Below are 13,880 nucleotides of genomic sequence, written 5' to 3' on the forward strand. Positions count from 1 at the left end.
AGGGGTACGGACGGGGCGACCACCTGGTGGTAGCCAAGGTGGAAACTCCCACCAACCTGAACCGTCAGCAGCGCGACCTTCTCGAGGAACTCGCCCGCATCAGCGGCGAGGACGTGAACCCGATGCGGAAAAACTTCTTCTCCAAGGTGATGGACATCCTCAGCTGACCCCCCATTGCTTGGTAGCTTTTGCGACTCCTGCTCGCACCATGCTCCCCTTGAACCAGCCTCTCCCTGAACTCACCTCCCTTCGAAGTCCCCCTCCCCCGGAGGGGGCTAGGGGGTGGGGGACGCTAATGACTTGACCATGCGGGGCAGTAGTTGCAGAATGTGAAAATTGTTTCGAACCAGCTGAAGGAGTAAACCCTTGCCTCCCTACTCCCGTTCCCTTTTCAGAAAAATAGCATTGTTAGCCCCGTTTCTTGGCCTGTCGTTGCTGGCCGTCGTCTCAACAGCGGCAGCCCAGGGAATCGCCACCTATCCCATTCTCCCCACCGGCTACAGCTCGATCAAGGTTTTCGATAACCAGGGGCAGTTCGTGGGAAGAATCCTGCCGACGCAGCGATACTGGACCCCGATCGAGAGGATTCCGGTCTTCCTTCGCAGCGCCCTGGTCGCCGTAGAGGACTCGCGCTTTTATGAGCATGGCGGCATCGATGTCCGGGGCATAGCCCGGGCCTTGATGAAGGACGTGGTGAAGGGGAGGATGGGATAGGTGGCGATTCCCTGGGCTGCCGCCGTTGAGACGACGGCCAGCAACGAGAGGCCAAGAAGCGGGGTTGACAGGGCTATTTTTCTGAAAAGGGAACGGGAGTAGAGAGGCAAGGGTTTACTCCTTCAGCAAGTTCGAAACAATTTCCACATTCTGCAACTACTGACCCGCATGGTCAAGTCATTAGCGTCCCCCCCTAGCCCCCCTCCCTCCGGGGGAGGGGGACTTCGAAGGGAGGTGAGTTCAGGGAGAGGCTAGTTCAAGGGGAGCATGGTGCGAACAGGAGTCGCAAAAGCCACCAAGCAATGGGGGTCAGCTGAGGATGTCCATCACCTTGGAGAAGAAGTTTTTCCGCATCGGGTTCACGTCCTCGCCGCTGATGCGGGCGAGTTCCTCGAGAAGATCGCGCTGCTGGCGGTTCAGGTTGGTGGGAGTTTCCACCTTGGCTACCACCAAGTGGTCGCCCCGTCCGTACCCCTGCAGCGCGGGAATCCCCTTGCCGCGCATCCTGAAGACCGCGCCGGACTGGGTTCCCTCCGGGACCTTCATGCTGACCCTGCCGTCGAGGGTGGGGACTTCGATTTCGCAACCGAGGGCCGCCTGGGTGAAGCTGATGGGGATCTCGCAGACGACGTCGTTGTCCTCGCGCCTGAAGATCGGGTGCTCCCGCACGGAGAGGGCCACGTACAGGTCGCCGTTGGGTCCCCCCTTGGCCCCCTGCCCTCCTTCGCCGGTGAGCTTCAGCCTGATGCCGGTTTCGACCCCGGCCGGCACCTTGACGGAGATGGTCTTCTTGTCGCGCACCGTCCCGCCGCCCCGGCAGGTCGGGCAGGGATGTTCCACCACACGCCCTTCGCCGTTGCAGTGCGAGCAGGTCTTGCTGACGCTGAAGAATCCCTGCTGGAAGCGCATCTGCCCGGCGCCCTGGCAGGTGGGGCAGGTTTTGGGGGTGGTCCCGGGCTTGGCGCCGGAACCGCCGCAGGTCTCGCATCTTTTCGCATACGGGATGTCGATCTTCTTCTCGATCCCGAACGCGGCCTCCTCGAAGCTGACCTCCATGTTGTACTGCAGGTCGTCGCCGCGCTTGCCGCGAGAGGTCCTCGGCCTGCCACCGCCGCCGAAGATGTCCCCGAAGATATCGCCGAAGATGTCGCCGAAGGGGGAACCCGCCCCGAAACCGCCGCTGGAGAAGCCGCCGCCATTTACCCCGGCATGGCCGAACTGGTCGTACCTGGCCCTTTTCTCCGCGTCCGAAAGGACCTCGTAGGCCTCGGAGATCTCCTTGAACTTGTCTTCGCTGGCCTTGTCACCGGCATTCTTGTCCGGGTGGTACTTGACCGCCTGGCGCCGGTAGGCCTTCTTGATCTCGGCCTCGGAGGCGTTCTTGTTGACCTCGAGGAGTTCGTAATAATCCTGCTTTTCACCGTTTGCCAAAAATTTACCCTCGTAACACACAAAGAGCAGCGTCCCAATAATGAGACGCTGCCCGTTGCGCCTTCGTTTATTTATAGCGCATATCTTCTATCAAAAGTGCCTTCTTTGGCAACCGCTTTTCTTACTTCTTCTCGTCCTTGACCTCTTCGAAGTCGGCGTCGACCACCTTCTCACCCTTGGCTTGGCCACCTGCCTCGCCCCCCGGGGCGGCTTCCCCGCCTGCCTGCTCGGCGCCAGGCTGAGCCTTGGCGTAGACCGCCTCGGCCAGCTTGTGGGAGGCCTGCATCAGCGCGTCGCTGGCCTTCTTGATCTCCTCTGCGTCGTCACCCTCGAGCGCCTTCTTGAGGGTTGCCACGGCGTCCTCGATCTTCTGCTTCTCGGAGGCGTCGATCTTGTCGCCGTACTCCTTGAGGGACTTCTCGGTGGTGTAGACCAGGTTGTCGCCCTGGTTCTTGGCCTCGATGACCTCGCGCTTCCTCTTGTCCTCGGCAGCGTGTGACTCGGCATCCCGCACCATCTTCTCGACTTCTTCCTTGGAGAGACCGGAGGAAGCGGTGATGCGGATCGACTGCTCCTTGCCGGTGCCGAGATCTTTCGCGGAGACGTGAACGATGCCGTTGGCGTCGATGTCGAAGGTGACCTCGATCTGGGGCACGCCGCGCGGCGCCGACGGAATCCCGGAGAGCTCGAAGTTGCCGAGCGTCTTGTTGTCGGAGGCCATTTCGCGCTCGCCCTGCAGGACGTGAATGCTGACCGCAGGCTGGTTGTCCGCTGCGGTCGAGAAGACCTGCGACTTGCGGCACGGAATGGTGGAGTTCTTGTCGATCAGCTTGGTCATGACGCCGCCCAGGGTCTCGATGCCGAGGGAGAGCGGGGTCACGTCGAGCAGGAGCACGTCTTTCACGTCGCCGCGGAGGACGCCGCCCTGGATGGCCGCGCCGATGGCCACGACCTCGTCGGGGTTCACGCCGCGGTTGGGGGCCTTGCCGAAGATGTCCTGCACCTTCTTCTGCACGATCGGCATGCGGGTCATGCCGCCCACCAGGATGACCTCGTCGATGTCCGACGGGGAAAGCCCCGCGTCTTTGAGCGCGGTGCGGCACGGACCTTCCAGCTTGGCGATCAGTTCGGCGCAGATGGCCTCCAGTTTCGCACGGGTCAGCTTCATGGTCAGGTGTTTGGGACCGGAAGCGTCGGCGGTGATGAAGGGGAGGTTGATGTCGGTCTCGAGCGAGGTGGAGAGCTCGCACTTCGCCTTCTCGCCGGCCTCTTTCAGCCTCTGCAGCGCCATCTTGTCGCCGCGGAGATCGATCCCCTGGTCCTTCTTGAACTCGTCGGCGATCCAGTCGATGACCTTCTGGTCGAAGTCTTCGCCGCCCAGGAAGGTGTCGCCGTTGGTCGATTTCACCTCGAAGACCCCTTCCCCGAGTTCGAGGATGGAGATATCGAAGGTACCGCCGCCCAGGTCGAATACCGCGATCTTCTCGTCCTTCTTCTTGTCGAGGCCGTAGGCCAGCGCCGCCGCGGTCGGCTCGTTGATGATCCTCAGCACGTTGAGCCCGGCGATCTTCCCAGCGTCCTTCGTTGCCTGGCGCTGGGAGTCATCGAAATAGGCGGGAACGGTGATGACCGCGTCAGTGACGGTCTCGCCGAGGTAGTCCTCGGCAGTCTTTTTCATTTTCTGCAGCACCATGGCCGAAATCTCGGGGGGCGAGAACTTCTGGCCGCGCACCTCTACCCAGGCGTCGCCGTTGTCGGCCTTGACGATCTGGAACGGGGAGATGGCGATGTCCTTCTTGACCGCTTCGGTCTCGAACTTGCGCCCGATCAGTCGCTTGATCGCGTACAGGGTGTTCTCGGGGTTGGTGACAGCCTGGCGCTTGGCCTGCTGCCCTACCAGCCGCTCACCGCTCTCGGTGATTGCCACCATGGAAGGGGTGGTACGGCTCCCTTCGGCGTTGGCTATGACAACCGGTTCCCCACCCTCCATGACTGCTACGCAGGAGTTGGTGGTCCCGAGGTCGATTCCTATCACTCTACTCATGTTTTGCCTCCTAAATGGTAACTGTAACTGAAAGCTAGTCATCCCCCGGCCAAAAAGCAAGGGGCGACGGAAAAAAGTTTTGTCGGGGAGCTAGCCTTTCGGCGCGACCGCCACGGTCACCATCGCCGGGCGCAGCAGCCTGTCGTTCAGCATGTATCCCTTCTGGAGCTCGGTCACCACGGTGTTCGGTTCCTGCTCAGAGGTTTCAACCTGGGTCATGGCCTGATGGAAATGGGGGTTGAACGGCGTCCCCTGCGAGGGGTCCACCGGGGTCACGCCGAACTTCTTCAGCGTGGAGAGGAACATGGACAGGGTGATCTTTACACCCTCGATGACGGCGGAACCGTCGTCGGCTGCATGGGCCACCGCGCGCTCCAGGTTGTCCAGGGCCGGAAGGATCTCCAGGATGAAGGACTCATTGCCGTACTTGAGGATTTCCTCCTTCTCCTTTTGCACCCTCTTGCGGTAGTTCTCCAGGTCGGCCCGCTCGCGCAGGTACTTGTCCCAGTTGTTGGCGGCCTCCAGCCCCTTGGCCGACAGCGCCTCCTCCAGTTCCTTGATCCGTTCCGCATCAGAACCGGGCTGCGCCAGTTCGACCTGTTCCTCGGGCGCCTGCTCCTCCTGCTTGTGCTCGTGCTGATGCGGATGTTTTTTCTTGTCCATCAGGTGTCTCTCCTTTTCCCGCTCTACTCGGATTCGAGCAGGCGACTTATAAGCTTCGCTGTATAATCCACGATCGGTATCACCCTGCCATACCCCATCCTGGTGGGCCCGATGACCCCGAGGACGCCGACGGTGTCCTTGCCGGTCATGTAGGTGGAGGTGATAAGGCTCATCCCCTCCATCTTGAGCAGGTGGGATTCCGATCCAATGAATATCTGTACGCCCTCGGCCTGGACCGCACGGTCCAGCAGGTCGAGGAGGACGCTTTTCTTCTCCAGGGTGCGGAACATCTCGCGCATCTTGGCGGTGTCGGCGAACTCCGGCTGATCGAGGATGTTCGCCTGCCCCTCGAGGAAGAGCTCCGGGCTTTCGGTGCTGACCGTCTGCTCCGACATGGCAAGGGCCTTGCCCATCATGGAGTCGTAGCGGACCTTCTCGCTTTGCATCTCCGTCATGATCCGTTCCCGCACCTGGGCGATGGTGAGACCCTGCAACTGCTCGTTCAGGTAATTCGCCATCCGCACCAGCTCCTCCTGATGGATCTCCTCGTTCACCTCGATCAGGCGGTTCTGGACCGTGCCGTTCTGCGAGATCAGGATGGCCAGAATCCTGTGGCCGGGGAGCTTCACGAACTCCATCTGGTGAAAGAGGTTTGAAGCCAGGCGCGGCGCCATGACCACGCCCATGTAACTGGAAGTGGTGGAAAGGAGCCTGCTGGTTTCCTGGAGCACATGCGCCATGTCCTTGCCGGCCAGCTTGCAGCGCCTCCTGATCTCATCCTTCTTCTCGCGGGTGATGTTCTTCACCTCGAGGATGGAGTTGACGTAGAGGCGATAGGCCTTCTCGGTAGGGATCCTGCCGGCGGAGGTATGAGGCGAGGTCAGCAGCCCCATCTCTTCCAGGTCCGACATCACGTTCCTGACAGTTGCTGGGGAGAGGGCGAGTCCATGGCTGCGCGTGATGGACCTGCTGGCAACGGGCTCGGCGGTCGCGATGTAGTCTTCAATGACCGCCTCCAGTATCCGTTTGCCGCGTTCCGAAAGCTGTTCTTCCATAATACGACCTCTCAAATGCAGATTAGCACTCTGAAACATCGAGTGCTAACGAGCTTAAGGTAGCAACGGTCCTATTCTTTGTCAAGGGGCGGACTTTCGACAGGGTCAGATGAAGCGGGAAAAGACTGTATTGGCGAGGATTACGGCGGCGGGGGCCAGGCGGATGATGCTTCCCTCCCTCATGAGGGTGCCGGTTGCCACCAGGTTTTCCACCTCCGGCAGGTGGCGCTGGAGTGGACCGCTCCCGTAGCGGGATTCGAGTTCCCCCAGGTCGAGGCCGTCGAGGGTACGCAGTCCGAGGAAGAACGCTTCCGAGACGGCATCGTCGGCGGAGAGGATGGTCGATTCCTCTTCGGGGATGGAACCGCCGGCGATGGCGGAGAGATATTGTACGACGTCGCAGAGGTTACTCCAGCGGCGGCCCGATATCGCCGTCGGGCTACCTGCCTCGGCAGTAGCTCCCCCCCTCCCCTGACGGGAGGGGGCCATTTCATTCCACAGCGAGTGGGCACCGGCGCCGAAACCGAGATAGCTCTCGCGGCTCCAGTAGGCGCTGTTGTGGCGAGAGATCCGGCCGGGCAGGGCGAAGTTCGATATCTCATAGTGGCGATACCCGGCCGCCGAAAGGAGCTCCACCGTCTCCTCGAACATCCGGGCGGCAGCCTCCTCCGCCGGAAGGGGGAGCTGCCCGGAGGCATGAAGTCCGGCAAAAGGGGTCCCCTCTTCCACCGAGAGTGCATAGGCCGAGATGTGTTCCGCGGAGAGGGCGATTCCCTGCCTCAGCGCCTCGCGCCACTCGACAAGCGACTGCTCCGGGAGGGAATGCATCAGGTCAATACTGATATTGTCAAAGCCGGCCCGGCGCGCGGCCTCGAAGCCGGCCACCGCATCCTTCGCCGTATGGACCCGCCCGAGTCTCTGCAGGAGCCGATCCTCGAACGACTGTATGCCGATGGAAAGGCGGTTGACCCCGGCGGCGCGGTATCCCGCCAGCTTCCCGGCTGTCAGTGTCCCCGGGTTGGCCTCCAGGGTTACCTCCGCATCCCCTTCCAGTCCGTAAAGCCTTGCGGCGGCCTCGATGATCTGCGCGACCAGCGCGGGAGCCATGAGCGAGGGGGTCCCTCCGCCCAAATAGAGGGTCGGTGCCGTTACGGGCGCGGGGAGGGCCTCCTGTCGAAGCTCCATCTCCCTTACCACCGCGGTCAGGTAATCCTGATGGGTCGCAGCCGAGGAAGCGGACGAGTTGAAGTCGCAATAGAGGCACTTCTTCAGACAGAAGGGAAAATGTAGGTAAAGCCCTGCACGCATGGTGACTCTCGATGAAAACGCTGGATTGATGCTCCTTCCCTACTTTTAGCAGATCCGCCTTGTGGATGTCACTACACTTCCCCAACTTGGGGAGGCCACCCCCCCCTCGCCCTCCGGGAGATGGTGCCCGAAGGGCGGGTGAGGGAAGTTCCCATACAGGGACAGCCGGCCCCAGCGTCCCCCCCTTGCAGGTCCCGCCACTATCCCTCTTGAAATCCGACCGTGGTGGGATTACACTGCAACGTCTATCAATGACAGTTATTTCAGATACCTTCGGGCCATCGCCCCATCGGAGGGAGTATGGAGAAAACAATCAAGGCCGCGGCGGTACAATTCACTATCGCCCTGGGTGACATCGACACAAACCTGTCCCACGTCACGACGACCCTGCGGCAACTGGCGCAGCAAGGTGTCGAGCTTGCCGTACTGCCGGAGATGTGGAGCTGCGGCTTCGCCTACCGTGAGCTTAACGCGCTGGCGCTGCGCACCCCGGATCTGGTAGCCCGACTCGGCGAACTGTCCCGCGAACTTTCCATGGTCATCGTGGGAAGCCTTCCCGAGCCCCACGGCGAGAAGGTCTATAACACCGCCTACGTCCTGGATCGCGGCAAGGTCGCCGGCAGCTATCGCAAACTGCACCTTTTCTCCCTGATGGGCGAGGACCGCGCCCTCGACAGCGGCGACTCCTTCCTGGTGGCGGAGACGAGCCTCGGCAAGATCGGCGTCATGATCTGCTATGACCTGCGTTTCCCGGAACTCGCGCGCAGGCTGGCGCTGGAAGGCGCCGCCATCATCGCCGTCCCGGGAGAGTGGCCCAAACCGCGCGAGGAGCATTGGCGGACCCTGCTGAGGGCGCGCGCCATCGAGAATCAGCTCTACGTCATAGCCGCGAACTGCTGCGGGGTGGTCGGCAAGCTCGACTTCTTCGGCCAGAGCCTGATCATAAATGCCAAGGGAGAAATCCTTGCCGAGGGGGGGTACGAGAGCGCGGAGCCGACGGCCCTGCTGGACCCGGCCGAGATGGCGAAATGGCGCGAAAGCATCACCTGCTTCAAGGACAGAAGGCCGGACTGCTACTAAGTCCCCGTATCCCCCTTTCTTTCCTGTTGACTTCGGATTGACTAAGGCATATTTTTTCCGTTTGAACTCTCACTTTCACCGGAGGTATCTCCCTTGGGTATGCTCGCTTCGACCGGCCTGGTCGTAAAACTGGTACTGATCGTACTCCTTTATTTCTCTGTCGTTTCCTGGGGCATCATCTTCTACAAGCTGCTGCAGGTCTACCGCGCCAATGGCGCGTCTGAGCGCTTCCTGGAATTCTTCTGGAAATCCAAGCGCTTCGACACCATCGGCTCGCAGCTTGACCGGTTCGAGAATTCCCCTCTCATCGTGCTCTTCCAGGAGGGCTACGGCGAATTGAAGAAGCTGCAGGAAAGGGGAGAGGAGAAGGCGGATCCCAACGTCATCAGCATGGACCTGGGGGGCGTCGAAAACATCGCCCGCGCCCTGCGCCGCGCCACCACCTCGGAGATCACCCGCCTGGAGAAATACCTGACCTTCCTGGCCACCACCGGATCCACCGCGCCCTTCATCGGCCTCTTCGGAACTGTCTGGGGGATCATGTCGGCCTTCCAGAACATCGGCCAGTCCGGCTCCGCCTCCCTTGCCGTGGTGGCCCCGGGCATCGCCGAGGCCCTGATCGCGACCGCCATCGGCCTGGTCGCCGCCATCCCGGCCGTCATGGGGTACAACCACTTCAACCAGAAGATCCGGGTCCTCATCTCGGAGATGGACAGTTTCTCGACCGAGTTCCTGAACATCGTGCAGCGTAACTTCGCGGGGAGATAGATCCATGGAGTTCGGCAACAGGGATAGCGGCAGCCGCAGCACCATGTCGCAGATCAACGTCACCCCGCTGGTCGACGTCATGCTGGTGCTGCTGGTGATCTTCATGGTTACCGCCCCCATGATGCAGCAGGGGGTCCAGGTCAACCTCCCCAAGGCGGAGACCAAGTCGCTCGCCCCCAAGGAGGATACCATCGTGGTCTCGCTGGAGAAATCCGGCAGGGCCTTCATCAACAGCTCCGAGGTCCAGATCGACCAGCTGAAGGACCGGCTTAACACCATGCTCTCCGGCAGGGAGAAGCGCGAGGTCTTCCTGAAGGCGGACAGCTCCGTGCCTTACGGCGAGGTGGTCAGGGTCATGGCCCAGATCAAGGGAGCTGGTGTCGAGCGGCTGGGCATGGTAACGGAGTCACCCCAGCGGCGATGATACGGCGGTTGCAAAACCGATATCCGGGGCCGGGAGGGATGTTTTTTCTTTCCTTCTGTCTCCACGCGGTCCTTTTCCTGCTGATCGTCGAGGGCCAGTTCCTTCCGGCAGTGCACCAGGAGGAAACTCCCGTCACCTATGTTGACATGGTGACGCTCCCGGTCGCCTCACCGCAAAGCGGCACCCCGATGCCGTCCGCGGCCACGGAACCTGCCCCCGCGACCTCGACTGCGGCGCCGACCCCGGCGCCCGCCAAACCGGAAATGGCCTTGCCCAGCAAGAAGAGCGCGGCCAAAACGCCTGCCCCCAAGGCCAAGCCAGAGAAGGCAACGCCGAGCAAAGCCGCCAACGAGTCGCAGGACTTCAACGAGAGAATGGCAAAGCTGCAGCAGGCTGCCGAAGACAGGCGGCAGGCTGAGGTGCTGAGCAGGCTGAAAAACAGGGCCGGCCGTACCGGCATGCCGGGAGGCAAAGGGACCGAGGCGGGAAGCGACTATACCTCCTACGTCCGCTCCAGGGTCCAGGACGCCATGAACAGTCTCGGGGCCGACCACCAGTCCAAGACGCCGCGGGTCATGGTTACCATCACCGTCAGCAGCGACGGCAGGATTTCCTACCGCGTGGACAAGACCTCCGGCGACCCGATCTTCGAGGCCGCGGTCGCCAGGGCGGTGACACTTGCCGGCAAGTCGATCAAAGCGCCGCCGACAGGTGGCCAGTTCAAGCACGGTTTTAGCTTCACCCCTGAAGAGGTGGCTGTCCGATGAGAATATTGCTGCTGTGCATGCTGCTCCTTCTAGCGCCGCAGTTTTGCGGCGCCGAAGAGTACATACCTATCACCGCTCCCGCCGGCAGGAAGGCCCAGCTGGCGATCGCTCCCACCACCGCGCTATCCGGCCCGGCAGCTCCCGAGGTCGCCCGTGAACTCGCCGACCTCTTCGGCTTCGACCTGGCGATGACCGGGCTGTACACCGTGACCTCGCCCTCCGAACCGACCACCGGGGCCACCCTGGTGCTGAAAAGCGCCTACGCGGTCAACGGCAGCGCCCTCACCATCGAGTGCCGTCTCTTCGACCAGATCCTCAACCGCGAACTCACCGCCAAGCGCTATACCGGGAGCATGAAGGAACTGCGCAGGATGGGGCACGCCTTCTCCGACGAGGTGCTGCGCGCCCTGACCGGACAGAAGGGTCCTTTCACCGGCAAGCTCGCCTACGTCACCAGGATCTCCGGCAACAAGGAGATCTTCGTGATGGACTATGACGGGCGCAACCCGCAGCGGGTGACCCACAACGGGGCCATCAACCTCAACCCCGATTTCGCCCCCTCCGGCAAGGAGATCATCTACACCTCCTACAAGAAGGGCAATCCCGACCTCTACCGCAGGGAACTCTTCACCGGCTTCGAAGCCAGGGTCTCGGCCCGCTCCGGTCTCAATGCCATGGGCGCCTATGCCCCGGACGGCAACAGCATCGCCGAGGTCATGACCAAGGACGGCAACTCCGAGATCTACCAGATCTCCAAGGACGGCAAGGAACTGGCCCGCCTTACCCATAACCCCGCCATAGACGTCTCCCCAGCCTGGTCTCCGGATGGGAAGAAGCTGGTCTTCGTCTCGGACCGGCTCGGCAAGCCGCAGCTCTTTATCATGGACTCGAACGGCGGCAACGTGCGGCGGCTGACCACCAACGGCGCCTACAACGTCACGCCGCGCTGGTCCCCCAGGGGCGACCGCATCGTCTACGCCAGGCAGGGAGGAGGCGGGTTCCAGATCTACGCCATCAACGTCGACGGTGCCCAGGACACCCAGCTCACCACGGCAGGGAGCAACGAGCATCCGCGCTGGTCGCCCGATGGCCGCTTCATCGTCTTCAGCTCGACCAGGGACGGGGGGGAGTCCATCTACCTCATGCGAGCCGACGGCACCGGCCAGACGCGGGTCTCCCGCAGCCAGGTCCGGGACTCGCACCCGACCTGGTCCACCGGGTGGTGAATTCGGTTTAACATTGATTAAAGATTAAAGATCAGTATAATTGACCTTGTTTTCTGAGGCGCCAGCACCTGGCGCCCATATTCTATAGCCTGAAAAGGAGTGGGGGAAATGCGTAAGAACATAATCGGTGGCATCGTTTTGCTGTGTGTGGGAGCCCTTCTATCCTTTGGTTGCGCGAAGAAGGAGATAGTCAAGTCCGAGGAGCAGGTCGCGCCGACCAGGACTACTACTCCGACACCTGAGCCTGAAGCTAAACCGGTACCGAGGGAGACCACGCCAGAGGCGAGGACCCCCGTGACCGAGACCCCCACCAAGGAAGCAACCATAACCCCTGAGCAGACGACTGCTGCCCAGCCGGCCGAGCAGCTCCAGGCTGAACTGCAGAAAATCTACTTCAACTTCGACTCCGCCGAGCTTTCCCAGGAGTCCCGCAGCGCCCTGTCCAAAAACGCTGACGTCCTCACGAAGCGTCCGGGCGTGCAGCTCCGGATCGAGGGGAACTGCGACGAGCGCGGCTCGGACGAGTACAACATGGCTCTTGGCGAGAGAAGGGCCAAGGCCGCCAGGGACTACCTGGTCAACCTCGGCGTGCAGGCCAACCGCATCTCCATCATCAGCTACGGCGAAGAGAAGCCCGCCGACCCCGGGCACGACGAGGCGGCCTGGGCCAAGAACAGGAGAGACGAATTCGTCATTGTGAAATAGCTCGCACCGCTTAAGGAAAGGGAGCCGCCGGCTCCCTTTTTCATAACCGGATACGGAACAAGAGGAGAACGTCATGCAACAAACGAGGGTAGTACTGACCTCACTGGCTATTCTGACCATGTTCGGGTGCGCAACCGAGAGCGAGGTTGAATCGCTGCGCCGCGACAACGACGAGATGAAAACCCGCATCTTCACCATGGACAAGAACATCAACGAGGTCCGCGGCGGGGTAAAGGAGGAAGTCGAGAAGTCGCTGGCGGGCTACCGCAAGAATCTTGAAGACGTGCAAAAAGACGTGGCCGCCTACCAGAAGGACATGTCATCCATCCGCAAGGGCGGCGCCGACCTGCAGGCTACTCTCGACAGCGCCAGGGTGGACATGCAGGTCCTGACCGGAAAGATCGATGACGTCCGCATCATGGCCCAGAAACCGGCGGACGATCTGGCACTTTTGAAAGAGGACCTCTCCAAGAAGCTCGGCTCCCTTGAGGAGCGGCTTTCGAAGCTGGAGGCCAGGGTCGCAGAGCAGCAGAAGAAGGCCGCCGAGGTCAAGCAGACTCCGGAGATGCTCTACCAGCAGGGCCTGGACGCCATGAAGGGAGGCGATCCCGCCAAGGCCAGGGAACTCCTTAACAAGTTCCTGGACCAGAACCCGAAGAACAGCCTCGCCGCCAACGCCCACTATTGGATCGGGGAGACCTATTACAGCGAGAAGAACTATGAGCAGGCGGTACTGGAGTTCCAGGAGGTGATCAAGAACTTCCCCGACAAGGAGAAGGTGCCGGCCGCGATGCTGAAGCAGGGAATGGCCTTCAAGGAGCTGGGCGACAACAAGAGCGCCCAGTACATCTACAAGAAACTGATCGAGGTATACCCGAAGTCGGAAGAGGCGAAAACCGCCAAGGAAAAGCTCCGCTTCGCCAGGTAGTCCTTGACGACAGACTGTGAAACAAAGAAAGCCCTCCGCTCAACCGGGGGGCTTTCTTTTTGCACGCTTCGGCAGACTCAGCACGAACGACAAACGCGCTGCGACTATGCCTGCTTCGTCAGGCTCAGATTGTATGTGTGGTCAAACGTTCTTCGACAAGTTCAACAGCTGTCCACCCCGAGCTCCGCAGGGCTCAGTCGGCCTTGCAGGAGCGCTCCCGGCCGCGAATCCCGCGGCTGTTTGCCACAGGGCGGACTTGAAGATCGTCGGAAATATTCTAGTCTTCTCCTGTACCCACACCGTCGCTACGAGAGGTGAACCGTATGTTCGTGGCCAGAGATAAAAACAACGACCTCTATCTCTTCGACAAGCTGCCGATCAAAGGCTCCGAGTGCTGGTGGGCGGAGTCGGGGGTCGACGGCACCTACCTGCGCCTGGACAAAGCCCTCTACCCCGAGCTGACCTGGGACTCACACCCCCTCAAGGTTGAACTCACCACCGCCTCAGATACCAGCGAAAAAACTAATTAGCGGTAATCTTCCGCTATGAGATTGTCATCCCCGAATGCCCTTATCGGGGATCCAGATTTCACGTCGTTTAGAAGCTGGATTCCCGATCAGAATCGCTTCGGGAATGACAGTTTTAGAAGCTGGCGGAAGATTGGTACTAATCAGGTTCTTTTTTTAGCCCGCTTCGATCCTGCAGCGTAAACAGATTCCGGTGCTGAATCTTCCCGCGTTACACGTATAGATTTTCTATACAGGCCG

General features: G+C 61.1%; 13 protein-coding genes and 2 pseudogenes. 10 read left to right on the forward strand and 5 right to left on the reverse strand.

What is annotated here, in order from left to right:
* Positions 1-167: pseudogene (locus tag AC11W3_RS01200) on the forward strand (molecular chaperone DnaJ); the annotation flags it as partial.
* Positions 168-405: 238 nt separating this feature from the next.
* Positions 406-708: pseudogene (locus AC11W3_RS01205) on the forward strand (transglycosylase domain-containing protein); the annotation flags it as partial.
* 315 nt (positions 709-1,023) lie between these two features.
* On the opposite strand, the gene dnaJ reads toward AC11W3_RS01205, so the two are convergent.
* From dnaJ to hemW, 5 genes are all read right to left on the reverse strand, one after another.
* A complete protein-coding gene (gene dnaJ, locus AC11W3_RS01210; protein ID WP_484090801.1) occupies positions 1,024-2,145 on the reverse strand; it encodes a molecular chaperone DnaJ in 1,122 nt (373 codons plus the stop codon).
* A 121-nt stretch (positions 2,146-2,266) separates the two neighbouring features.
* Complete coding sequence (gene dnaK, locus AC11W3_RS01215) at positions 2,267-4,189, reverse strand: molecular chaperone DnaK (RefSeq protein ID WP_484092355.1); 1,923 nt, start codon at positions 4,187-4,189, stop codon at positions 2,267-2,269.
* 90 nt (positions 4,190-4,279) lie between these two features.
* Positions 4,280-4,852 carry a nucleotide exchange factor GrpE gene (grpE, locus tag AC11W3_RS01220; RefSeq protein WP_484092356.1) on the reverse strand — a complete coding sequence of 191 codons (573 nt, stop codon included), beginning with the start codon at positions 4,850-4,852 and terminating at the stop codon, positions 4,280-4,282.
* Positions 4,853-4,875: 23 nt separating this feature from the next.
* Positions 4,876-5,907, reverse strand: coding sequence for a heat-inducible transcriptional repressor HrcA (hrcA, locus tag AC11W3_RS01225; protein WP_484091030.1), 1,032 nt, complete (start codon positions 5,905-5,907; stop codon positions 4,876-4,878).
* 105 nt (positions 5,908-6,012) lie between these two features.
* Positions 6,013-7,215 carry a radical SAM family heme chaperone HemW gene (gene hemW / locus AC11W3_RS01230; RefSeq protein WP_484092357.1) on the reverse strand — a complete coding sequence of 401 codons (1,203 nt, stop codon included), beginning with the start codon at positions 7,213-7,215 and terminating at the stop codon, positions 6,013-6,015.
* A gap of 300 nt (positions 7,216-7,515) precedes the next feature.
* On the opposite strand from hemW, the gene AC11W3_RS01235 reads away from it, so the two are divergent.
* The 8 genes from AC11W3_RS01235 (at position 7,516) to AC11W3_RS01270 (ending at position 13,643) form a co-directional block, all read left to right on the forward strand.
* Positions 7,516-8,295 (forward strand): carbon-nitrogen family hydrolase, encoded by a 780-nt coding sequence (locus AC11W3_RS01235; protein WP_484091028.1) that lies wholly within the window; start codon positions 7,516-7,518, stop codon positions 8,293-8,295.
* 93 nt (positions 8,296-8,388) lie between these two features.
* A complete protein-coding gene (tolQ, locus tag AC11W3_RS01240; protein WP_484091027.1) occupies positions 8,389-9,063 on the forward strand; it encodes a protein TolQ in 675 nt (224 codons plus the stop codon).
* A gap of 4 nt (positions 9,064-9,067) precedes the next feature.
* Entirely contained in the window at positions 9,068-9,487 is a 420-nt protein-coding gene (tolR, locus tag AC11W3_RS01245) for a protein TolR (protein ID WP_484091026.1), read from the forward strand.
* Positions 9,488-9,525: 38 nt separating this feature from the next.
* Positions 9,526-10,254 (forward strand): energy transducer TonB, encoded by a 729-nt coding sequence (locus AC11W3_RS01250; RefSeq protein WP_484091025.1) that lies wholly within the window; start codon positions 9,526-9,528, stop codon positions 10,252-10,254.
* Positions 10,251-11,480 (forward strand): Tol-Pal system beta propeller repeat protein TolB, encoded by a 1,230-nt coding sequence (gene tolB / locus AC11W3_RS01255; protein WP_484091024.1) that lies wholly within the window; start codon positions 10,251-10,253, stop codon positions 11,478-11,480. The genes AC11W3_RS01250 and tolB overlap by 4 nt, the downstream gene beginning before the upstream one ends.
* A gap of 108 nt (positions 11,481-11,588) precedes the next feature.
* On the forward strand, positions 11,589-12,185 hold the full coding sequence (gene pal, locus AC11W3_RS01260; protein WP_484091023.1) for a peptidoglycan-associated lipoprotein Pal: 597 nt from the start codon (positions 11,589-11,591) through the stop codon (positions 12,183-12,185).
* Between the two features lie 73 nt (positions 12,186-12,258).
* Positions 12,259-13,113, forward strand: a complete 855-nt coding sequence (gene ybgF / locus AC11W3_RS01265; protein ID WP_484091022.1) for a tol-pal system protein YbgF — start codon at positions 12,259-12,261, stop codon at positions 13,111-13,113.
* 323 nt (positions 13,114-13,436) lie between these two features.
* On the forward strand, positions 13,437-13,643 hold the full coding sequence (locus tag AC11W3_RS01270; RefSeq protein ID WP_484091021.1) for a hypothetical protein: 207 nt from the start codon (positions 13,437-13,439) through the stop codon (positions 13,641-13,643).
* Positions 13,644-13,880: the final 237 nt, after the last annotated feature.

The sequence above is a fragment of the Geomonas sp. genome (genome assembly GCF_056994735.1).

Bases quoted from the DNA above. Each gene is read 5' to 3' on its own strand.
- dnaK (WP_484092355.1), bottom strand. From the start codon at position 4,189: ATGAGTAGAGTGATAGGAATCGACCTCGGGACCACCAACTCCTGCGTA.
- AC11W3_RS01270 (WP_484091021.1), top strand. From the start codon at position 13,437: ATGTTCGTGGCCAGAGATAAAAACAACGACCTCTATCTCTTCGACAAG.
- tolR (WP_484091026.1), top strand. From the start codon at position 9,068: ATGGAGTTCGGCAACAGGGATAGCGGCAGCCGCAGCACCATGTCGCAG.
- ybgF (WP_484091022.1), top strand. From the start codon at position 12,259: ATGCAACAAACGAGGGTAGTACTGACCTCACTGGCTATTCTGACCATG.
- hrcA (WP_484091030.1), bottom strand. From the start codon at position 5,907: ATGGAAGAACAGCTTTCGGAACGCGGCAAACGGATACTGGAGGCGGTC.
- grpE (WP_484092356.1), bottom strand. From the start codon at position 4,852: ATGGACAAGAAAAAACATCCGCATCAGCACGAGCACAAGCAGGAGGAG.
- AC11W3_RS01235 (WP_484091028.1), top strand. From the start codon at position 7,516: ATGGAGAAAACAATCAAGGCCGCGGCGGTACAATTCACTATCGCCCTG.
- tolB (WP_484091024.1), top strand. From the start codon at position 10,251: ATGAGAATATTGCTGCTGTGCATGCTGCTCCTTCTAGCGCCGCAGTTT.
- hemW (WP_484092357.1), bottom strand. From the start codon at position 7,215: ATGCGTGCAGGGCTTTACCTACATTTTCCCTTCTGTCTGAAGAAGTGC.
- pal (WP_484091023.1), top strand. From the start codon at position 11,589: ATGCGTAAGAACATAATCGGTGGCATCGTTTTGCTGTGTGTGGGAGCC.
- AC11W3_RS01250 (WP_484091025.1), top strand. From the start codon at position 9,526: ATGTTTTTTCTTTCCTTCTGTCTCCACGCGGTCCTTTTCCTGCTGATC.